Source organism: Bradyrhizobium sp. IC3195 (assembly GCF_020193585.1).
GTDB lineage: Bacteria > Pseudomonadota > Alphaproteobacteria > Rhizobiales > Xanthobacteraceae > Bradyrhizobium > Bradyrhizobium yuanmingense.
The window spans coordinates 1-19,443 of sequence record NZ_JADYVG010000041.1; the positions used below are offsets into that span (position 1 = coordinate 1).

Here is a 19,443-nt window from a genome sequence, read left to right on the forward strand (position 1 = left end):
CCCGATCCCCCCTCGGTTGCCGGAACTGCCTCCCCCCGCTACAACGGCCTCGAAGAGGATCACACCATGTCCGACATGCGCTTGATTGTTGCGGGAGCCGGCGGCCGGATGGGCCGGGCGCTGGTGCGAGCGATTGCCGAAAGCGATGGCGCGGTGCTAGTGGGCGCGCTGGAGGCGCCGGGCTCTGATCTGCTCGGCAAGGATGCCGGCGTGCTCGCCGGCCTGCCCGCCAACGGCATCAAGCTCTCCGCCGATCTCTGGGCGATGTGCAAGGACGCCGACGGCATCCTCGATTTCACGGTGCCGGCGGCGACCATCGCCAATGTCGCGATCGCCGCCGAGCGCGGCCTCGTGCACGTCATCGGCACGACCGGCCTGTCCGGCTCGGACAATGCCGTGATCAAGAGCGTCACCAACCGCGCGGTGGTGGTGCAGTCGGGCAATATGAGTCTCGGCGTCAATCTGCTCGCCGCCGTTGTCAAGCGCGTCGCCAAGGCGCTCGACCAGAGTTTTGACATCGAGATCGTCGAGACCCATCACCGCATGAAGGTCGATGCGCCCTCGGGCACCGCGCTGATGCTGGGGCAGGCCGCAGCGAGCGGCCGCGGCGTTACCCTCGATGACCATTCCGAACGTGGGCGTGACGGCATCACCGGCGCGCGCCGGCCGGGCAATATCGGTTTCGCCTCCTTGCGCGGCGGCACCGTGGCCGGCGACCACAGCGTGACCTTCCTCGGCCCGTTCGAGCGGCTGACGCTGTCGCATCAGGCCGAGGACCGCATGCTGTTCGCCCATGGTGCGCTCAAGGCGGCGTTGTGGGCGCACGGCAAGAAGCCGGGGCACTACACCATGGCCGACGTGCTCGGCCTCGACGATATCTGATCCAATCAAGCAACGGAAAGCAGTCAATGAGCGAACGCCTTCTCGTGCTCGTGCGCCACGGCCAGAGCGAATGGAATCTGAAGAACCTGTTCACGGGCTGGAAGGACCCTGACCTCACCGAGCTCGGCGTCAACGAAGCCAAGGAAGCCGGCCGCAAGCTGAAGGCACAGGGCCTGGTGTTCGACGTCGCCTACACCTCGGTGCTGACGCGCGCGCAGCACACGCTGGATCTCATCCTTGCCGAGCTCGGCCAGGAGGGTCTTCCGACCTCGAAGAACCTCGCGCTCAACGAGCGCGACTACGGCGACCTCTCCGGTCTCAACAAGGACGACGCCCGCAAGAAATGGGGCGAGGACCAGGTGCTGATCTGGCGCCGCTCCTACGACGTGCCGCCGCCCGGCGGCGAAAGCCTGAAGGACACGCTCGCGCGCGCGCTGCCGTACTACGTGCAGGAGATCCTGCCCGGCGTGCTCAACGGCAAGCGCACCCTGGTTGCCGCCCACGGCAACTCGCTGCGCGCCTTGATCATGGTGCTGGAAAAGCTCTCGCCCGAAGGCATTTTGAAGCGCGAGCTCGCCACCGGCGTGCCGATCATCTACCGGCTCAATGCGGATTCGACCGTGGCCTCGAAGCTGGATCTGGCGGGCTGATCTCTTCGCCTCTCCCCGCGTGCGGGGAGAGGCCGGATTGCATCGAAGATGCAATCCGGGTGAGGGGGACTCTCCACGAGTCAAACTCTCACCGTCCTCGCGGAGAGTCCCCCTCACCCCGACCCTCTCCCCGCACGCGGGGCGAGGGAGAATATCTACTGCAGCCCCAGCTGCCCGGCCTCCCAGCCCAGCATCGCCTGCTTGCGGGTGATGCCCCAATGATAGCCGGTGAGCGTGCCGCTCTTGCCGAGCGCGCGGTGGCAGGGCACGACGAACGAGACCGGGTTCTTGCCGACCGCAGCACCGACGGCGCGCGAAGCCTTGGGATTCCTGATGTTGCAGGCGATGTCGGAATAGGACACTGCGCGGCCCATCGGAATCTTCAAGAGCGTCTCCCACACCCGCACCTCGAAATCGGTGCCGATCAGCACGACGCGAAGCGGCTGGTCCGGACGCCACAGTTTTGGATCGAAGATACGCGCTGCGAGCGGCGCGGTGCCTTCGTGATCTTCCACATAGGTGGCGTTCGGCCAGCGCCGCGTCATGTCGGCGAGCGCGATCTTCTCCTCGCCGTGATCGGCGAAGGCGAGGCCCGACAGGCCGCGATCGGTGGCGATCACGATCGCTGTGCCGAACGGCGAGGAATGGAAGCCGTAGCGCAGGGTGAGGCCGGCACCGCCGTTCTTCCATTCGCCCGGCGACATCGCTTCATGGGTGACGAAGAGGTCGTGCAGCCGGCCCGGCCCGGACAGGCCGGAGTCGAGCGCCGCGTCAAGGATGCTGGCGGAATCCCTGAGCAGGTTCTTGGCGTGGTCGAGGGTGAGTGCCTGCATGAAAGCCTTCGGCGTGATCGAAGCCCAGCGGCGGAACAGATGGTGCAGCTCATCCGGCGTGACGCCAGCGGCATCCGCCATCGCCTCGATGGTCGGTTGCGCGCGCCAGTTCGCCGAGATGAAGGCGATCGCCCGCCGCACCGAATCATAGTCGCGCAACGCGGCGTTCTGGGTGCCCGGCCTGGCCAGGCGCTGGTCATGTATCGCAAGGGTCATCATGACCGGAAATGTAGGGGAGGGACTGGCGCGAAACCACCCGATTTCCGACTGTGCTCAGGTCGCCGGATGATAGGTCGGGCCACGCCGCGCGGCGTTGAGAGCCCCCACCAAGGCATTGTAAAAGCTTGCCTTTTCTGCCGGCCCGAGAAAGCCCGCGATAAGCAGGCGGCGGCCGCGGGAGATCAGATAAAGGTGCTCGATGCCGTATTCCTCATCGACCTCCTGGTCGAGCCGGACCCAGAGCGGATTGAAGGTCCATTCGGCAACCTGGCCACGATGGCTGACGCGCCGCACCCGCAATTCCGACGGCGTCACCACGATTTCCTCGCTGGCCCGTGCGGCGCGAAAATTGACCTTGAAGGCCCACCAGATCACGAGCACGTCGAGACCGAAGAAGCCGAACACCGGCCAGGCGCCCATCATCAGGAAAGCGAGGCCCGTGACGAAGCCGACGGCGCTCAGGAACAGCATCACGGCGAGAAAGCCGGTGCGGTTCAGCGAGCGGTGCGGCGTCAGCAGCGCGGAGAAGATCTGAGGCTCATCCTCGCTCTCAGATCGCGACCGCGCTATTTCGTTGCCTGTGCTCATCGTCCATCAGTATATCCCGATCATGGCGAAAATCACCCGCAAGCCGGTCCCGCGCAAAGCGGCGGTGCCGAAGAGAACGGCAAGACCGGTCGCGACCAAGCCGAAAGCGCCCGCGAAGAAATCACTCAAAGCCACAAAGCCGTGGACGCCGGCCGAGGTCCACGAGGTCTTCAGCCGCTTCCGCAAGGCCAATCCGGAGCCCAAGGGCGAGCTCGAGCACGTCAACCCGTTCACGCTGCTGGTCGCGGTGGTGCTGTCGGCACAGGCGACCGATGCCGGCGTCAACAAGGCGACGCGTGCGCTGTTCGAGGTTGCCGACACCCCGCAGAAGATGCTCGATCTCGGCGAGGAGCGCTTGCGCGACTACATCAAGACGATCGGCCTCTACCGCACCAAGGCCAGGAACGTGATCGCGCTGTCGGCCAAGCTGCTCAGTGAATTCGGCGGCGAGGTGCCGCGCACGCGGGCCGAGATCGAGTCGTTGCCCGGCGCAGGTCGCAAGACCGCCAACGTCGTGCTCAACATGGCCTTCGGCGAGCACACGATGGCAGTCGACACCCACGTCTTCCGCGTCGGCAATCGCACGGGCCTAGCGCCCGGCAAGACGCCGCTCGAGGTCGAGCTCGGCCTCGAAAAAGTGATCCCGGCCGAGTTCATGCTGCACGCGCATCATTGGCTGATCCTGCACGGCCGTTATACGTGTCTCGCGCGCAAGCCACGCTGCGAGGTCTGCCTGATCAACGATCTCTGTCGCTGGCCGGAGAAGACGGTGTGAGGCAGCGCCGCCCCGGGCCGCTATCGCACCTGCCGCGCCGGCTCGATCAGCTCGGGCCGCGGGCCTGACAGGCGCTTGTGCATGTGGACCATGAAGGCCATGCCGAAGATCGGCGTCGCCAGATTGACGATCGGGATCGAGACGAAGGCGGCGATGAACAGGCCGGCGGTGAAGATGGTCGCGGCATTGTCGCGCCGCATCGCCTTGGCTTCCTCCGGCGGGCGGAAGCGCATCGCGGCGAGCTCGAAATATTCGCGGCCGAGCAGCCAGGCGGCGGCGAGGAAGAAGATCAGGAAACCGGCGCCGGCGAACAGCACCAGCGGCAGAGCGGCGAGATAGACCAGGATGGCCACGAGCGCGGTCTTGATGCCCTCGAGCATCGCCCGGCTGAACGGCAGTGCCGCGCCCGGCCGCTCGGCCGGATAATGCTCGCGCTCGACGATGTCGGCGACGTCGTCGACGAACAGGCTCGCCACCAGCGAGGTGATCGCCGGCATCAGGAAGATGCCGCCGAACACGACGCCGAGACCCGTCGCGATCGAGACGATCCAGGAGAGAACCTCGATCGAAGAATGCCAGCCCGGCCCGAGCAGGCCTTCCAGCCACACCTCGCCGGAGGTCGCAAACCAGCTGAGCAGCCGCTGCAAGCCGATCGCCAGCACGGTGATCAGCACCAACGCGAGCCCGATCGACCGCCACAGGATCGAGCGCATCGGCGGCGAGATCAATTGCGACAGCGCCTTGATGGCGGCATCCAGCATGGAGAATCCTCTGAAATAAACACCTCGCGAGAGGTAGACACCCAATACGGCTTCGGCAAGGGCGGGGGGCTGCCCTCGGCCGCGAACGTGGCGCGAGCTCTTTCTTACCCCCCTGGAGGGGGAGGGTCGATCGCGCGTAGCGCGAGCGGGGTGGGGTGAAGGTCCCTCCGCGACGAACAGTGCCCGAGTGGAGAGATCACCCACCCCGTCACGCGATCTCGCTTCGCTCGATCACGTGCCGACCCTCCCCCTCCAGGGGAGGGTAAGATTCAGCCTAGTCGTGTCTATGCCCGTGCTTGCGCGCCTTCGCCGACTTGCCGTCCCCGGTCGGGATCATCACCACGCGGCCGTAGCGCACGCCGCGTTCGGCGATGATGTGATCGGCGAAATGCCTGACCTCGGAGGCCGCGCCGCGCAGCGCCGTCATCTCCATGCAATTGTTGTCGTCGAGGTGGACATGCAGCGTCGCCAGCGCGAGGTCGTGGTGGCCGTGGAATTCCTGCACCAGCCGTTTCGACAGATCGCGCGCTGCGTGGTCATAGACGTAGATGAGGCCGGCAACGCATTGGCCGGTTTGCGCGGTGTCCTCGGCGCTCTGCTGCAGGCCGGCGCGCGCGAGGTCGCGGATGATCTCGGAGCGGTTCTGGTAACCGCGCGCTTCGGCCGCGGCGTCGATCTCCGCCAGGAGATCGTCCTCGATCGTGATGGTAATCCGCTGCATCAGATGCTCCCGCTTATGTCCTCTGAACCGTAGCCCGGATGGAGCGAAGCGCAATCCGGGACGGTGCAATATGCGGCAGGACCCCCGGATTTCGCTTACGCTCCATCCGGGCTACACAGCGTCCTTACAGCCGCGTCGCACGCAGCCGCAGCGCGTTGCCGACGACGCTGACCGAGGACAGCGCCATCGCCGCCGCGGCGATGATCGGGGAGAGCAGCAGACCGAACGCCGGATAGAGAACGCCGGCGGCGATCGGAATCCCGGCGGCGTTGTAGATGAAGGCGAAGAACAGGTTCTGCCGGATGTTGCTCATCGTCGCCTGCGACAGTTTTCGCGCGCGGACGATGCCGACGAGGTCGCCCTTGAGCAGCGTCACGCCGGCGCTCTCCATCGCCACGTCGGTGCCGGTGCCCATGGCGATGCCGACCTCGGCCGCCGCCAGCGCCGGCGCGTCGTTGACGCCGTCGCCGGCCATGGCGACGCTGCGGCCGGCCTTCTGCAGCTTGGTCACTACCGCGCTCTTCTGGTCCGGCAGCACTTCGGCCTCGACCTCGGCGATGCCGAGCCGGCGCGCCACGGCCTCGGCCGTGGTGCGGTTGTCTCCGGTCAGCATGATCACCTTGATGCCTTCCGCCGCGAGCGCCTTCAGCGCCTCCGGCGTCGAGGCCTTGACCGGATCTGCGATCGCAAACAGGCCGGCAAGCCGGCCGTCGACGGCCATGTTGATCACGGTGGCGCCGTCACCGCGCAGCCGCTCGGCTTCGGCGGCGAGCGAATGGGTGTCGACGCCGATCGACGACAGATATCTGGCATTGCCGAGCACGATGGTCTTGCCGTCGACCTTGCCCGTCGCGCCCTTGCCCGTCGGCGAGTCGAACTGCTCGACCTGGCCGAGGGTGAGCTGCTTTTCCTTGGCCGCGCGCACGATGGCGTCGGCCAGCGGATGCTCGCTGGCGCGCTCGACGGTGGCCGCCAGCCGGAGGATGTCTTCTTCCGCGAAGCCGGACGCCGGCGCGATCGTCACCACCTTGGGCTTGCCTTCGGTCAGCGTGCCGGTCTTGTCGACCACCAGCGTGTCGATCTTCTCCATCCGCTCCAGCGCTTCGGCGTTCTTGATCAGCACGCCGCCTTGCGCGCCGCGGCCGACGCCGACCATGATCGACATCGGGGTGGCCAGGCCCAGCGCACAGGGACAGGCGATGATCAGCACGCTGACCGCGGCGACGAGGCCGAAGGCGAGCCGCGGCTCCGGTCCGAACCAGGCCCAGGCGACAAAGGCCGCGACGGCGATGACGATCACCAGCGGCACGAACCAGCCGGAGACCTGATCGGCCAGGCGCTGGATCGGCGCGCGCGAGCGCTGCGCATCCGCGACCATCTGCACGATCTGCGACAGCAGCGTCTCGCGCCCGACCTTGTCGGCGCGCATGATGAAGCTGCCGGACTGGTTCAGCGTGCCGGCGATGACTTTTGCGCCAGCCTCCTTGGAGACCGGCATGGATTCGCCCGTCACCAGCGATTCATCGAGCGACGAGCGGCCTTCGAGGATGATGCCGTCGACCGGCACCTTCTCGCCGGGACGGACGCGCAGGCGATCGCCGGCGTGCAGCGTGTCGATCTCGACCTCGTGCTCGCTGCCGTCGGCGTCGACGCGGCGCGCGGTCTTCGGCGCGAGCTGCAGCAGCGCCTTGATCGCGCCCGAGGTCGCATCGCGGGCGCGCAGCTCCAGCACCTGGCCGAGCAGCACCAGGACGGTGATGACGGCGGCCGCCTCGAAATAGACTGCGACCGCGCCCTCATGGCCGCGGAAGGTGGCGGGGAAGATCTGCGGCGTGACCGTGCCGAGCACGCTGTAGACATAGGCAACGCCCGTACCCATCGCGATCAGCGTGAACATGTTGAGATTGCGCGTCAGCAGCGATTGCCAGCCGCGAACGAAGAACGGCCAGCCGGCCCACAGCACCACGGGCGTTGCAAAGACGAGCTGGATCCAATTCGACACGGTCGGATCGATCCAGCTGTGGGGGCCCGCGAGGTGGCCGCCCATCTCCAGCGCGATCGGCGGCAGCGACAGCACGCCGCCGATCCAGAACCGTCGCGTCATGTCGGCGAGCTCGGGATTTGGGCCGGTCTCAAGGCTTGCGACCTCAGGCTCCAGCGCCATGCCGCAGATCGGGCACGTGCCCGGACCGACTTGGCGGATCTGCGGGTGCATCGGACAGGTGTAGATCGTGCCCGCGGGCATCTCCGGTTCGGGCGCCTTGTCCTTGGCAAGATACTTGGCGGGATCGGCGGCGAACTTGGTGCGGCAGCCGGACGAGCAGAAATGGAAGGTCTCGCCGTGATGTGTGATGCGATGCTTCGAGGTCGCGGGATCGACCATCATGCCGCAGACGGGATCTTTGACCTTGGTTGCGGCGTCGCCGTGATGATGGTCGTGGCCGGCATGATCGCCGTGGCCGCCGCAGCACGAGGTAGCCTCGGGCTTCGCCGCCGGCGCTGCAGCTTTCGTGGAACAGCCGCATCCGGAATGCGTTCCCGCGCTGTGACGATGCTCGTGCTCGTTGTTGTTCATTGCCATGTTCCGGCCTTTGCGCTTGGTCTTGAAACCTATACCCGGTAGGGGTATATAGACCCCATGCGCAAGGACATCAAGGCATCCGTCGGAAAACGTCTCGGCCGAATCGAGGGCCAGGTTCGTGGCCTCTCGAGAATGGTAGAGGAAGACCGCTACTGCATCGACATCGTGACGCAAATCGCGGCGGTGCGCGCCGCGCTGCGCCGGGTCGAGGAAGAGGTTTTGAAGGATCACGTCGCCCATTGCGTCGAGCACGCCATCGCGAGCGGCGACAAGGCCGACCAGCGCGCCAAGATCGCGGAGCTGATGGCGGTGATCGGACGGGCGGATCGGTAGCGCGCGCTCTCTCCACCGCCGTTGCTTCGCTGCGCTCGTGGCGAAGTCTCGTAGGGTGGGCAAAGCGGAGCGTGCCCACCGTCGGTCAGTGATCGCGCCCGAACGTGGGCACGGCGCTTCGCGCCTTTGCCCACCCTACGAGACCGTGCGAACCTAAGCCGTCTTCTCCCGCGCCCGCGCGCGATACATCGCGAGCTCGCTCAGCTGCACGAAATGCTCGGAGAAAGCCACACTGGCTCGCGCAGGCGGCGCGCTCACTTCTTGAGCCGGAATTTCACCCGACGTCGCTTCGTCAGCCGCTTCAGGAGCGAGCGGCGGCGCCACGAGCGTTTCTGGAAACACACTAAATGAGCCCGCCACCTCCTCGAGCGGCTTCTGCTTGTCGGCCCAGTGCAAGGCGGTGTAGTCGAACCCGTGCACGATGGTGGGTTTGACGACTTCGAAATAGGGCGAGATATCGAAGTCGCGGGGCATGTAGAGCGAGGAATCGCGGATGTGCAGGATCTCGCGCCGTGCGGCGCGGCTGCCGGCCTTGGTGATCTTCGGCAGGATCGGGTAGCGCACGGCGTCGAAGGCCTGCGCGATCAGCGCCGAGCAGATGATCTTGGTCGGGTCGCCCGAGCCGATCGCGATCATGCGCCGGCGCCAGCGCTGCGGTATCGGCAGCGGGAACAGATAGCGCATGAGGTCGACGATGTTCTTGGTGTCGTAGCCGAAGCCGATGCGGTTGATCGCATAGCGGCAGACCGTGGTGCGATCCTCATAGGACAGCCCGACCGGACGGCAGACGCGGGTGTGATAGGGGAAATATTTCGACAGCGGCGCCGAGGTGACGCCCTCGCCGATATTGGCCTCGATCAGAACATGCGGCTCGCCATTGGGCTCCTCTGCCCCATCGATCGGACCGACATAGAGCGCGGCGTGCGACCAAGTCGACTGCGTCAGGTATTTGATGATGCCGGAGATGCGGTTGTTGCCCTCGACCAGCAGCACGTCGCCGGGCTCGATGATGCCGCGCAGATGCTCGGGGTCGCTCGGCGTGAACGGCTCATAGCCCGGCACCTCCTTTGAGAGGTACGCGGCAATCACCTTGCCGACAGAATCCAGGACCGTCCCCATCTCAACCCCCCACGGCCTTTTCCGGCCGTCTTTTTCCCTTCTCTATCATGGTCGAAACGTGTTGCAATTCGGTTCATCACTCTGTGAGATCAAGCATGGTTGATTCACCATCCTGGTTGCTGCGCAACATCGGATACGGCAAGGTTCGCGGGCTGTTCACGTTCGCCGCAAGTCCCCGGAAACCATGACATGACAATCACGCGCCGCGGCTTTCTTTCGGCGTCGGCGGCCCTTGCGGCGATGCCGGTGCTGCGCGCATCCGCCGCGCCCCTGCCGCGCGAGGCTGACATCGTCGTGATCGGCGCGGGGGCGGCGGGAATTGCCGCGGCGCGGCGTATCTTGGCAACGGGCCGCAAGGTCATCGTGGTGGAGGCGGCCGCGCAGGTCGGCGGCCGCTGCATCACCGACAGCACCACCTTCGACACGCCGTTCGACCGGGGCGCGCGCTGGATGTACAATCCCGACACCAACCCGATGATCCGGCTGGCGCGCAGTGCCGGGCTGGACGTGCTGCCGGCGCCCTCGGGCCAGAAGATGCGCATTGGCCGCCGCAACGCGCGCGCGGGCGAGACCGAGCAATTCCTGGCCGCCCTGGTGCGCGCCAACCGCGCCATCGACGAGGCCGGACGGGGCAAGCTCGACACCTCCTGCGCATCGGTGCTGCCGAAGGATCTCGGCGACTGGGCCGGCGCGGCCGAGTTCATGCTGGGTGCGAGCTTCGCCGGCAAGGACCTCAAGGAGCTGTCCGCCATCGACAAGGGACGCGCGCAGGACCGCAATGCGGCGATCGCCTGCCGCCAGGGTTTGGGCACACTGATTGCCAAGCTCGCCGAGCAGGCGCCGGTGGCGCTGTCGACGCCGGCGAGCCGCATCGCCTGGAGCAATCGCGACGTCAGCATCGAGACGCAAGCCGGCAAGATCGCGGCGCGCGCCGCCATCGTCACGGTCTCGACCAATGTGCTGACATCGGGCGCGATCAAGTTCGCGCCCGACATTCCCAAGCGGACGCTGGATGCGGCATCGAAGCTCAGCCTCGGTAGCTACGATCGCATCGTGCTGCAGCTGCCGGGCAATCCGCTCGGCCTGTCGCGCGACGATATCCTGATCGAGCAGAGCAATTCGACCCGCACGGCGCTGATGTTAGCCAATATCGGCGGCTCCTCGCTGTGCTCGATAGATGTCGGCGGCTCGTTCGGCCGCGATCTCGCCGAGCAGGGCGAGAAGGCGATGGTGGCTTTCGCCAGGGAATGGATCACGAAGCTGTTCGGCAGCGAGGCCGCTTCCGTGGTGCAGAAGACCAGCGCCACGCGCTGGAACGCCTCGCCCTATGTGATGGGCGCGATGTCGGCAGCCTCGCCCGGCGGCCAGCTGTCGCGAAGGACCCTGGCCGAGCCGATCGGCAATGTGTTCCTCGCCGGCGAAGCCACGCACGAGACGCTCTGGGGCACCGTCGACGGCGCCTGGGAAAGCGGCGAACGCGCCGCGGACGCCGCCTTGCGCAAGATCGGCGCGCTGAAGGACGAGCCGGCCGACGTGCCGACCCAGTCGACGAAGAAGCGGCGCGTGCCGAAGCAGTAAGACGATCAAGCCGCGATAAATTCCACTGTCGTCCGGACAGGCGCAGCGAAGCGGAGCGCAGATTCGGAACCCATACTCACAGGGAGTGGTTTGGCGAAGACTCGGAGTTGCCACCTTGCCCCATAACCACTCCCCGGGGTTATGGGTCCCGGGCTCGCGCTACGCGCGCCCCGGGACGACAGCGGAGATGTTACCGCAGCACGCCATCCAGCACCGGCAATCCAAAGATCACCGCCATCGCAATCAGCGCATAGCAGATGCCGCGAAACACCCTCTCGCTGGCGCGGCCGAACAATGAGCTGCCGAACGCAACGCCAACCGCATAGACCGGGCCGACGATCAGCGACAGCACCAGCGATTCGCGGCTGATCAGGCCGGTCGCCGCGTAGCTGATCATCGAGAAGAAATCCGAGGCGCCGAAGAACAGCACGATGTTGGCGCGCGCGACCATCGGCGCGATCGGGCGGCCGAGCCAGTAGCCGACGATCGGCGGGCCGCCGGTCTGCGCGAGCCCGCTGCAGAAGCCGGAGAGGCCGCCGATGCCGACCGACAGAAAGGCGTGGTCCTTGCCGCGATAGCGCCAGCCCGACAGCAATAGCAGCAACAGCGCTGCGACGAAGCAGGAGATGATCCAGCGCGTGGTGACGGGTTCGAGCACGCTGAGGAAATAGGTGCCGATGGGGACGCCGATCAGCGCGCCCAGCACGATCACCGCGGTGGCCTCGCGATCGGCCTTTCGCCATGCGTCCGGCAGCAGCGGCGCGGCCGCGACGAAATCGATGACGAGCAGCAGGGCAGCAACGAGCCGCGGTGCCGCGATGCTGCTCGCCAGCGGCATGAAGATCAGCGCCGAACCGAAGCCGGAGAAGCCGCGCGCTGTGCCCGAAACGAAAGCGACGGCGCAGAGCGCCGCCGCGATCGTGAGGCTGACGTCCTTCGGAAGGAAGTCAGCAGGACTCATCCGCGCAACGTGCCGCCGGTCTTCTTGGTGACCTCGGCCACGATCTTCGTGGCGACGGCCTCGATCTCCTGATCGGTCAGGGTTTTCTCGCGCGGCTGCAGCGTGACCGCGATCGCGATCGACTTCTTGCCGTCATCGATGCCCTTGCCTTCGTAGATATCGAAGACATTGACGCCGGTGATCAGCTTCTTGTCGACGCCTTGCGCCGCGCGAACGATGTCGCCGGCCTTGACGGCGCGGTCGACGATGAAAGCGAAGTCACGCGACACCGGCTGGAACGCCGAGAGCTCGATCAAGGGCTTGGCGCGCGTCGGCTTCTTCTTCGCCTCGGGGATGCGGTCGAGGATCACCTCGAACACGACAAGCGGCCCGTCGGCGCCGAGCGCTTCGAGCGCTCTGGGGTGCACTTCGCCGAAATATCCGAGCACGTTCTGCGGCCCGATCTGGATCGTGCCGGAGCGGCCCGGATGCAGCCAGCCGGGACCACCCGCCACGATCTGCAGCGCCTGCATCGGCGCGCCGGCGGCCGCCAGCACCGCCAGCGCATCGGCCTTGGCGTCGAACACGTCGGCCTGCGCCGAGCCGGTCCAGTGCCGGCCGAGCCCTTCGGACGAAGCAAGGCCGCGGCGCACGCCACTCGCCGCCATGAACTGGTCCTGCGGGAGATCGCCCTTGAACACCTGGCCGACCTCGAACAGCGCGACCTCGCCGAAGCCGCGATCGGCATTGGCCTGCGCCGCCGCGATCAGGCCGGCCAGCAGGGTCGGGCGCATGTCGGAGAGATCCGAGGCGATCGGGTTGGCAACCTCGAGCTCGCGCTGTCCGCCGCCGAACAATTCGGCCGCAGATTTTGCGATGAACGACCAGGTCACGGCTTCGACCATGCCGCGGCTCGCGAGCGCGCGCCGCGCGCGGCGGTTGCGCAGCTGCAGCGGCGTCAGCACCGGCTTGCGCGGCTCGTCGCCGCGCTCGAACGGCGTCATCGGCACCTTGTCGACGCCGAAGATGCGGACGATCTCCTCGACGATGTCGGCCTTGCCGTGCACGTCGGAGCGCCAGGACGGCACCGCGACCTTCACCACCGGGCCGGGACCCGCCATCATGAAGCCGAGATGGGTCAGGATGCGCTTCATCTCGACCTGCGGCACCTCGATGCCGGAGAGGCGCTTCACTTCCGTGACCGGGAAGTCGATCATGTGGTCGTCGGCGAATGATTTGCCGACCACGATCGTTTCGGACGGCGTGCCGCCGCACATCTCCATCACCAGCTTGGTCGCGAGCTCGATGCCGGGCACCATGAAGGCCGGATCGACGCCGCGTTCGAAGCGGTAGCGCGCGTCCGAATTGATGCCGAGCTTGCGGCCGGTCTGGGCGATGTTGATCTCGTTCCACAGCGCCGATTCGATCAGCACGTCTGTGGTGTTCTCGTCGCAGCCCGATGCTTCGCCGCCCATGATGCCGGCGAGCGATTCGACGCCGTGCTCGTCCGCGATCACGCAAATGGCGGGATCGAGATTGTAGGTGCGGCCGTCGAGCGCCAGCAGGCTCTCGCCCTCGCGCGCGCGACGCACGACGAGATTGCCCTTCACCTTCTTGGCGTCGAACACGTGCAGCGGGCGTGCGCGGTCGTAGGTCACAAAATTGGTGATGTCGACCAGCGCGTTGATCGGACGCAGGCCGATCGCGGTCAGCCGCTTCTGCAGCCATTCCGGCGACGGCCCGTTCTTGACCCCGCGCACGAGACGGAGCGCAAAGCCCGGGCACAGCGTGGCATCCTCGACCGTCACCTTCACGGGACAGGGGAATTCGCCCTTGACCGGCTTGATGGTGGGATCCTTGAACTTGCCCATGTCGGCGGCGGCGAGATCGCGCGCGATGCCGTGCACGCCGGTGCAGTCCTGCCGGTTCGGCGTCAGATTGATCTCGATGACGGGATCTCCGAGGCCGGCCCATTCGGCATAGGCAGCACCGATTGGCGCGTCCGCCGGCAATTCCATGATGCCGTCATGATCGTTGGAGATCTGCAGCTCGGCCGCCGAGCACAGCATGCCGCGGCTCTCGACGCCGCGGATGGTGCCGACACCGAGCGTGATATCCTTGCCGGGAATGTAGGTGCCGGGCGGCGAGAACACGCTGACGAGCCCGGCGCGCGCATTCGGCGCGCCGCACACCACCTGCACCGGCGCACCACCGTCGCCGGTGTCGACCATGCAGACGCGCAGGCGATCCGCATTCGGATGCTGCTCGGCCGAGATCACCTTCGCAATGGTGAACGGCTTCAGCGCCTTCGCCTTGTCCTCGATGTTCTCGACCTCGAGCCCGATCATGGTGAGCTTCTCGGCGAGTTTTTCGAGCGGCTCGTCGGTCGCGAGATGATCCTTCAGCCAGGAGAGGGTGAATTTCACGTGCTGAGCCCTCCGGCAAGCGTTGGCACTTCGAGCGGCTTGAAGCCATAGTGGCTCAGCCAGCGGACGTCGCTGTCGAACAGCTGGCGCAAATCGGCGATGCCGTATTTCAGCATGGCGATGCGGTCGATGCCCATGCCCCAGGCGAAGCCCTGGTACTCGTCGGGATCGATGCCACAGGCGCGCAGCACGTTCGGATGCACCATGCCGCAGCCGAGAATCTCGAGCCAATCCTCGCCCTCGCCGAAGCGGATCTCGCCCTTGTCGCGGCGGCACTGGATGTCGACTTCGAGCGAAGGCTCGGTGAACGGGAAGAACGAGGGCCGGAAGCGCATGTTGATGTGGTCGACCTCGAAGAACGCCTTGCAGAACTCGTGCAGGATCCATTTGAGATGGCCGAGATGCGAGCTCTTGTCGATGACGAGGCCCTCGACCTGGTGGAATTGCGGCGTGTGGGTCGCGTCCGAATCGATGCGATAGGTGCGGCCCGGGCAGATCACGCGGATCGGCGGCTTCTGGCTCAGCATGGTGCGCACCTGCACCGGCGAGGTGTGGGTCCGCAGCAGCATGCGCGAGCCGTCCTGCTTCGGATGGAAGAAGAACGTGTCGTGCATCTCGCGCGCCGGATGGCCTTCCGGGAAATTCAGCTTGGTGAAGTTGTAATCGTCGGTCTCGATGTCGGGGCCTTCGGCCACCGAGAATCCCATGTCGGCGAAGATGGTAGTGAGCTCGTCCCAGACCTGGCTCAGCGGATGGATGCGGCCGGCCTCAGCCGGCGCATCGCGCAGCGGCAGGGTCACGTCGACGGTCTCGGACGCCAGCCGCGCATCGAGCGCCGCCGACTTCAGCACGTCGCGCCGCGCAGCAAGCGCCTGGCTGACTTCGTCCTTGGCCTGGTTGATCGCCGCGCCTTGCGTCTTGCGCTCGTCCGGCGACATCTTGCCGAGCGTGGCGAGCAGCGCCGAGATCGAGCCCTTCTTGCCGAGGGCTGCAACACGCACGGCCTCGAGCGCGGCCTCGTCGGCAGCGGCGGCGATGTCGGCGATGATCTGGGCTTGGAGCTGGGCAAGATCGGTCATGGCAATCCCTTTTGGCCAGGATGCTGAGCCGATGATCCTAGCCCGTCACGCCCGGCCAAAAGCGCGAAGCGCATCTTCGCGTTAGATTCGCCGGGCATCCACGTCGGAGAAGTGTATGCGCGAGAGATGACGGCCGGGGCGATGAACGCGCGACACGCGCCTCTGCCCGGGCCATCACAAGCTGAACGCTGCGCAAGTCGCGCAGTGGGGCGGCTTACGCCGCCAGCGCGGCTTTGGCCTTCTCGGCGATCGCTTGGAACGCGGCGGGCTCGCGGATCGCGAGATCCGACAGCACCTTGCGGTCCACGGTGATGCCCGACTTGGCAAGGCCGTCGATAAATCGGCTGTAGGTCAGGCCGAACGGACGGACCGCGGCGTTGAGGCGCTGGATCCAGAGCGCGCGGAAGGTGCGCTTGCGACGCTTGCGGTCGCGGAAGGCGTATTGCTGGGCCTTCTCCACGGCCGGCTTGGCGGCGCGGATGGTGTTCTTGCGGCGGCCATAGAAGCCCTTGGCGGCCTTGTAGACTTTCTTGTGCTTGGCGTGGGCGGTCACACCGCGTTTGACGCGAGACATGACGAAATCCTTCAGAGATGACTTTGGTTATCGGATCGCCGCGGGATGCGCGGCAGAGGTGGCAATGATCGTGGACCCGATCAGGCGTTCGGCAAGAAGTACTTCTTGACGTTGTCGCCGTCGGTCTTGAACAGCACGCGGGTGCCGCGGAGCTGACGGATCTGCTTCTTCGTCCGCTTGATCATGCCGTGACGCTTGCCGCGCTGGGCGTGCATCACTTTGCCGGTGGCAGTCACCTTGAAGCGCTTTTTAGCGCCCGATTTGGTCTTCAGCTTGGGCATTTGGCTCTCCTAATGGCCACAGAGATCCGCCCGCGAAGGCGGCTGGACCGTCAAAAATGCTCGTTAGAGCGTTGATTGTGCTCAAGTTTTGCGAACAGGCGCGAAACCCGCACGAGACACCGCCACGGCAGCCCGTAAATCAGCCGGGCGGTGAAGGCTGGGCTTATGACAGAGGAGAGGCCAATTGGCAACGATGAACCGCCGCAACCTGCCCGCCGACTATTGAACGCTGCCACCCCTCATGTCCAAGCCTTCTCGCCTGAAGCAGGTCCAAAATGGCTCATTTCCCGCAACTTCTGATTTCATTCGCGCGCCCGCGCCCTCTGGCACTGTTCGCCGTGCTCGCCGCGGCTGCGCTGCCACAGGCGGCTGACGCCCGCGCCGGCGGCTACGACGGCATCTGGAACGTCACCTTCGCCACCACCCGCGGCAATTGCAGCTCGGGCTACAGTGTTCCCTTCACCGTGACCGGCACCCGCGTCTCCTCCGCCGGCGGCGGCCGGGTCTCGGGCCGGGTCAACCGTTCCGGCGCTGTCGCCGTGCAGGTCTCGGTCGGCGCCTCCCACGCCAGTGGCGGCGGCCGGCTCGCCGGCGTGAACGGCGCCGGGTCGTGGAAGGGAATTATCTCCGGCGACCAGTGCAGCGGAACCTGGCAGGCGACGAGGACCTGACACACAAAACGGCCCGCCGGGGATCCGGACGGGCCGTTGAATTCTCGAGGTCCTAAAGCGTTGCGCGTCAGCGCGGCGCCAGCACCATTACGACCTGGCGACCTTCGAACCGCGCGTCCTGCTCGACCTTGGCGAGCTCGGCGACGTCGGTCTTGATCTTGTCGAGCAGCTTGGTGCCGATCTCCTGGTGCGCCATTTCGCGGCCGCGATAGCGCAGCGTGATCTTGACCTTGTCGCCCTCTTCGAAGAAGCGCTGCATCGCGCGCATCTTCACGTCGTAATCGTGGTCGTCGATCATCGGACGGAGCTTGATCTCCTTGATCTCGACGGTCTTCTGCCGTTTGCGGGCTTCCGCGGCTTTCTTCTGAGCGGAATACTTGTACTTCCCGTAGTCCATGATCTTGCAGACGGGAGGGCTGGTATTCGGCGAAATCTCGACCAGATCCATCCCGACTTCCTGCGCCATGCGGATGGCGACGACGGTCTCGACCGTGCCTTTGTTGTCACCGGTCTGGTCGATCAGCTGGATTTGCGCATTGCGGATATCATCATTGATGCGCGGCCCGTCTTTGCTGGCAGCGGGCGGAGCTTTATTAGGACGGCGAATGGGTGGTTCTCCAAAGTTGTGAAAGAAGCGGCTATTTTGAAGGAAGATGCGTTTGCCGGCAAGCAAGTCGCTGGTGCGAGGCGCGAAAAACCCTCAAATGCGAGGCATTTTGGTCACGGCCCTCGGCACGCTGACCGACATAGACACCTTGCCTCTGTTCCGCAAGCGTCCCAAAGGACCAATAGCGATGCCGGTCGTGCTTTCGGAACAGGTCCGGACAGCTCAAACCGCACAGCCAGAGTAAACGTTCCATGACCGACGCAATTCCCGATGCCGCGCTTGAATTCATCGATGTGGGCGAGGGGCCGTCCGCACGCAGGATCGCGGTGCGCCGCCGTCCCGGAAAAGGCCCCGGCCTGGTCTGGCTGGGCGGATTCAAGTCGGACATGCAGGGCGGCAAGGCCGTGGCGCTGGATGCCTGGGCCCACGAGCGCGGCCGCGCAATCGTCCGCTTCGACTATTCCGGCCACGGCGAATCCAGCGGCGATTTCGCCATTGGGACCATCGGCAGCTGGCTCGAGGATAGCGTTGCGGTGTTCGAACGCTTCTGCGACGGCCCGCAAATCCTGATCGGCTCGTCGATGGGCGGCTGGATGGCGCTGCTGCTCGCCCGCGAGATCAGGAAGCGTGCCGGCAAAGCGTCGCTTGCAGGGCTCGTGCTGATCGCGCCGGCGCCCGATTTCACCGAAGAGCTGATGTGGAAGAATTTTTCGCCCGCAGTGAAGAAGGAGATCGAGACCAAGGGCTTCTGGCTGCGCCCATCGGAATATGGCGACGGCTCGCCCTATCCGATCACGCGGAACCTGATCGAGGAGGGACGCAACCACCTCGTGCTGGGCAGCGCCATCGATCTCGGCTGCCCCGTCCGCATCCTGCAAGGCGCGAAGGACCCTGATGTGCCCTGGCAGCACGCGTTTGCGCTGACTCATCGCCTGCCGGCCGACGACGTCGTGCTGACCATGATCCAGGACGGCGATCACCGCCTCTCCCGCCCGCAGGACATCGCGCGCATTCTTGCGGCGGTGGCTGAGATCGGGTGATGTGTCATCTTCCTTCTCCCCTTGCGGGAGAAGGTGGCTTCGCGAAGCGAAGTCGGATGAGGGGTTCTCTCCACGGGCCCGAATGAGAGTTGGACTCGCGGAAGCAACCCCTCACCCGAACGAAATGCGCGTCAACGAGCGGAGCTGGCCTCTCCCGCAAGGGGAGAGGGCATAACAACTGGGAGGCAACGCCAATGACCACCACCGCCATGCTGCGCGCCTTCTGCGATGCCGTCGAGCAGCGCAACGGCGAAGCCTTCGCCCAGCTGTTCACCGAGGACGGCGTCTATCACGATGTCTTCTACGGCGCCTTCGCCGGCCGCGCGAAGATCGCCGCGATGATCGACGACTGGTTCTACCGCACGGCGACCGATTTCCGCTGGGACATGCATGATCCCGTCACCGACGGCACCACGCTCTATGCGCGCTACACCTTCAGCTATAGATCGACTCTGCCGGAAGCAAACGGCGCGCGGGCGATGTTCGAGGGCGTTGCGATCATGACGCTGAAGGGCGGCAGGATCGCGAGCTATCACGAGGTCGCCAACACCGCGCCGGCGTTCGTCGATTTGAACTTCGCCCCGGAGCGGATCGCGAAGATCGTCGCCAAGCAGGGTGCCGAACTGAAGGCGCGGCCGGAGATGCAGCGGCATTTGGACTAGCATTACAGTTGCAATTTTTTCCTGAGATGGGCTTTGCGCGCGTTGGCCTGATGGGCCCTACGCCAAGACGACCATGCGAGGATATGGGCGTGCGGGATGCGCCGCTGGGCAAGCTTCATGGCG

Annotated in this window: 20 protein-coding genes; 8 read left to right on the forward strand and 12 right to left on the reverse strand. The window is 65.8% G+C overall.

From position 1 onward, the window contains the following. Positions 1-66 precede the first annotated feature (66 nt). Positions 67-882 (forward strand): 4-hydroxy-tetrahydrodipicolinate reductase, encoded by an 816-nt coding sequence (gene dapB, locus I6F09_RS36200; protein ID WP_225190153.1) that lies wholly within the window; start codon positions 67-69, stop codon positions 880-882. Between the two features lie 26 nt (positions 883-908). After that, positions 909-1,532 carry a 2,3-bisphosphoglycerate-dependent phosphoglycerate mutase gene (locus I6F09_RS36205; RefSeq protein WP_225190146.1) on the forward strand — a complete coding sequence of 208 codons (624 nt, stop codon included), beginning with the start codon at positions 909-911 and terminating at the stop codon, positions 1,530-1,532. Positions 1,533-1,687: 155 nt separating this feature from the next. On the opposite strand, the gene I6F09_RS36210 is transcribed toward I6F09_RS36205, so the two are convergent. Both I6F09_RS36210 and I6F09_RS36215 read right to left on the reverse strand, forming a co-directional pair. Further along, positions 1,688-2,584: a bifunctional helix-turn-helix domain-containing protein/methylated-DNA--[protein]-cysteine S-methyltransferase gene (locus I6F09_RS36210; protein ID WP_036024351.1), complete on the reverse strand. Its 897-nt coding sequence runs from the start codon at positions 2,582-2,584 to the stop codon at positions 1,688-1,690. A gap of 54 nt (positions 2,585-2,638) precedes the next feature. Next, positions 2,639-3,172 carry a DUF2244 domain-containing protein gene (locus I6F09_RS36215; protein ID WP_225190147.1) on the reverse strand — a complete coding sequence of 178 codons (534 nt, stop codon included), beginning with the start codon at positions 3,170-3,172 and terminating at the stop codon, positions 2,639-2,641. A gap of 22 nt (positions 3,173-3,194) precedes the next feature. On the opposite strand from I6F09_RS36215, the gene nth reads away from it, so the two are divergent. Beyond that, on the forward strand, positions 3,195-3,947 hold the full coding sequence (gene nth, locus I6F09_RS36220) for an endonuclease III (RefSeq protein ID WP_225190148.1): 753 nt from the start codon (positions 3,195-3,197) through the stop codon (positions 3,945-3,947). Positions 3,948-3,967: 20 nt separating this feature from the next. On the opposite strand, the gene I6F09_RS36225 is transcribed toward nth, so the two are convergent. From I6F09_RS36225 to I6F09_RS36235, 3 genes are all read right to left on the reverse strand, one after another. Further along, entirely contained in the window at positions 3,968-4,708 is a 741-nt protein-coding gene (locus I6F09_RS36225; RefSeq protein WP_036024354.1) for a sulfate transporter family protein, read from the reverse strand. 274 nt (positions 4,709-4,982) lie between these two features. Next, positions 4,983-5,429, reverse strand: coding sequence for a nickel-responsive transcriptional regulator NikR (gene nikR / locus I6F09_RS36230; protein ID WP_109141916.1), 447 nt, complete (start codon positions 5,427-5,429; stop codon positions 4,983-4,985). A gap of 124 nt (positions 5,430-5,553) precedes the next feature. Beyond that, positions 5,554-8,004: a heavy metal translocating P-type ATPase gene (locus I6F09_RS36235; protein WP_225190149.1), complete on the reverse strand. Its 2,451-nt coding sequence runs from the start codon at positions 8,002-8,004 to the stop codon at positions 5,554-5,556. Positions 8,005-8,067: 63 nt separating this feature from the next. On the opposite strand from I6F09_RS36235, the gene I6F09_RS36240 reads away from it, so the two are divergent. Beyond that, on the forward strand, positions 8,068-8,343 hold the full coding sequence (locus tag I6F09_RS36240; RefSeq protein ID WP_036003300.1) for a metal-sensitive transcriptional regulator: 276 nt from the start codon (positions 8,068-8,070) through the stop codon (positions 8,341-8,343). A 153-nt stretch (positions 8,344-8,496) separates the two neighbouring features. On the opposite strand, the gene I6F09_RS36245 is transcribed toward I6F09_RS36240, so the two are convergent. Next, entirely contained in the window at positions 8,497-9,462 is a 966-nt protein-coding gene (locus I6F09_RS36245) for a YiiX/YebB-like N1pC/P60 family cysteine hydrolase (RefSeq protein WP_225127995.1), read from the reverse strand. A gap of 189 nt (positions 9,463-9,651) precedes the next feature. Here I6F09_RS36245 and I6F09_RS36250 point away from each other — a divergent pair, with 189 nt between their 5' ends. Beyond that, complete coding sequence (locus I6F09_RS36250) at positions 9,652-11,040, forward strand: NAD(P)/FAD-dependent oxidoreductase (protein WP_225190150.1); 1,389 nt, start codon at positions 9,652-9,654, stop codon at positions 11,038-11,040. 190 nt (positions 11,041-11,230) lie between these two features. Here the strand turns inward: I6F09_RS36250 and I6F09_RS36255 are convergent, their stop codons facing one another. The 5 genes from I6F09_RS36255 to rpmI all read right to left on the reverse strand — a co-directional run bounded on the left by I6F09_RS36255 (position 11,231) and on the right by rpmI (position 16,340). Continuing rightward, on the reverse strand, positions 11,231-12,001 hold the full coding sequence (locus I6F09_RS36255; protein ID WP_225190151.1) for a sulfite exporter TauE/SafE family protein: 771 nt from the start codon (positions 11,999-12,001) through the stop codon (positions 11,231-11,233). Beyond that, on the reverse strand, positions 11,998-14,406 hold the full coding sequence (gene pheT, locus I6F09_RS36260; RefSeq protein WP_225190152.1) for a phenylalanine--tRNA ligase subunit beta: 2,409 nt from the start codon (positions 14,404-14,406) through the stop codon (positions 11,998-12,000). The genes I6F09_RS36255 and pheT overlap by 4 nt, the downstream gene beginning before the upstream one ends. After that, positions 14,403-15,485: a phenylalanine--tRNA ligase subunit alpha gene (gene pheS, locus I6F09_RS36265; RefSeq protein ID WP_057030559.1), complete on the reverse strand. Its 1,083-nt coding sequence runs from the start codon at positions 15,483-15,485 to the stop codon at positions 14,403-14,405. The genes pheT and pheS overlap by 4 nt, the downstream gene beginning before the upstream one ends. Positions 15,486-15,699: 214 nt before the next feature. Then, positions 15,700-16,059 carry a 50S ribosomal protein L20 gene (gene rplT / locus I6F09_RS36270; protein WP_027550107.1) on the reverse strand — a complete coding sequence of 120 codons (360 nt, stop codon included), beginning with the start codon at positions 16,057-16,059 and terminating at the stop codon, positions 15,700-15,702. A gap of 80 nt (positions 16,060-16,139) precedes the next feature. Further along, positions 16,140-16,340, reverse strand: coding sequence for a 50S ribosomal protein L35 (gene rpmI / locus I6F09_RS36275; RefSeq protein WP_008539890.1), 201 nt, complete (start codon positions 16,338-16,340; stop codon positions 16,140-16,142). A gap of 275 nt (positions 16,341-16,615) precedes the next feature. Here rpmI and I6F09_RS36280 point away from each other — a divergent pair, with 275 nt between their 5' ends. Then, positions 16,616-17,011 carry a hypothetical protein gene (locus I6F09_RS36280; protein ID WP_036024380.1) on the forward strand — a complete coding sequence of 132 codons (396 nt, stop codon included), beginning with the start codon at positions 16,616-16,618 and terminating at the stop codon, positions 17,009-17,011. Between the two features lie 67 nt (positions 17,012-17,078). Here the strand turns inward: I6F09_RS36280 and infC are convergent, their stop codons facing one another. Continuing rightward, positions 17,079-17,618 carry a translation initiation factor IF-3 gene (infC, locus tag I6F09_RS36285; protein WP_074447655.1) on the reverse strand — a complete coding sequence of 180 codons (540 nt, stop codon included), beginning with the start codon at positions 17,616-17,618 and terminating at the stop codon, positions 17,079-17,081. A 251-nt stretch (positions 17,619-17,869) separates the two neighbouring features. On the opposite strand from infC, the gene I6F09_RS36290 reads away from it, so the two are divergent. Beyond that, a complete protein-coding gene (locus I6F09_RS36290) occupies positions 17,870-18,658 on the forward strand; it encodes an alpha/beta hydrolase (RefSeq protein ID WP_036045665.1) in 789 nt (262 codons plus the stop codon). Positions 18,659-18,852: 194 nt separating this feature from the next. Then, complete coding sequence (locus I6F09_RS36295; protein WP_036024382.1) at positions 18,853-19,320, forward strand: nuclear transport factor 2 family protein; 468 nt, start codon at positions 18,853-18,855, stop codon at positions 19,318-19,320. The last annotated feature ends 123 nt before the right edge of the window (positions 19,321-19,443 follow it).

Bases quoted from the DNA above. Each gene is read 5' to 3' on its own strand.
- rpmI (WP_008539890.1), bottom strand. From the start codon at position 16,340: ATGCCCAAGCTGAAGACCAAATCGGGCGCTAAAAAGCGCTTCAAGGTG.
- I6F09_RS36225 (WP_036024354.1), bottom strand. From the start codon at position 4,708: ATGCTGGATGCCGCCATCAAGGCGCTGTCGCAATTGATCTCGCCGCCG.
- I6F09_RS36205 (WP_225190146.1), top strand. From the start codon at position 909: ATGAGCGAACGCCTTCTCGTGCTCGTGCGCCACGGCCAGAGCGAATGG.
- I6F09_RS36215 (WP_225190147.1), bottom strand. From the start codon at position 3,172: ATGAGCACAGGCAACGAAATAGCGCGGTCGCGATCTGAGAGCGAGGAT.
- I6F09_RS36290 (WP_036045665.1), top strand. From the start codon at position 17,870: ATGACCGACGCAATTCCCGATGCCGCGCTTGAATTCATCGATGTGGGC.
- pheS (WP_057030559.1), bottom strand. From the start codon at position 15,485: ATGACCGATCTTGCCCAGCTCCAAGCCCAGATCATCGCCGACATCGCC.
- I6F09_RS36245 (WP_225127995.1), bottom strand. From the start codon at position 9,462: ATGGGGACGGTCCTGGATTCTGTCGGCAAGGTGATTGCCGCGTACCTC.
- nth (WP_225190148.1), top strand. From the start codon at position 3,195: ATGGCGAAAATCACCCGCAAGCCGGTCCCGCGCAAAGCGGCGGTGCCG.
- nikR (WP_109141916.1), bottom strand. From the start codon at position 5,429: ATGCAGCGGATTACCATCACGATCGAGGACGATCTCCTGGCGGAGATC.
- I6F09_RS36295 (WP_036024382.1), top strand. From the start codon at position 18,853: ATGACCACCACCGCCATGCTGCGCGCCTTCTGCGATGCCGTCGAGCAG.
- I6F09_RS36250 (WP_225190150.1), top strand. From the start codon at position 9,652: ATGACAATCACGCGCCGCGGCTTTCTTTCGGCGTCGGCGGCCCTTGCG.
- rplT (WP_027550107.1), bottom strand. From the start codon at position 16,059: ATGTCTCGCGTCAAACGCGGTGTGACCGCCCACGCCAAGCACAAGAAA.
- I6F09_RS36235 (WP_225190149.1), bottom strand. From the start codon at position 8,004: ATGAACAACAACGAGCACGAGCATCGTCACAGCGCGGGAACGCATTCC.
- I6F09_RS36280 (WP_036024380.1), top strand. From the start codon at position 16,616: ATGGCTCATTTCCCGCAACTTCTGATTTCATTCGCGCGCCCGCGCCCT.
- dapB (WP_225190153.1), top strand. From the start codon at position 67: ATGTCCGACATGCGCTTGATTGTTGCGGGAGCCGGCGGCCGGATGGGC.
- I6F09_RS36240 (WP_036003300.1), top strand. From the start codon at position 8,068: ATGCGCAAGGACATCAAGGCATCCGTCGGAAAACGTCTCGGCCGAATC.
- I6F09_RS36255 (WP_225190151.1), bottom strand. From the start codon at position 12,001: ATGAGTCCTGCTGACTTCCTTCCGAAGGACGTCAGCCTCACGATCGCG.
- I6F09_RS36210 (WP_036024351.1), bottom strand. From the start codon at position 2,584: ATGATGACCCTTGCGATACATGACCAGCGCCTGGCCAGGCCGGGCACC.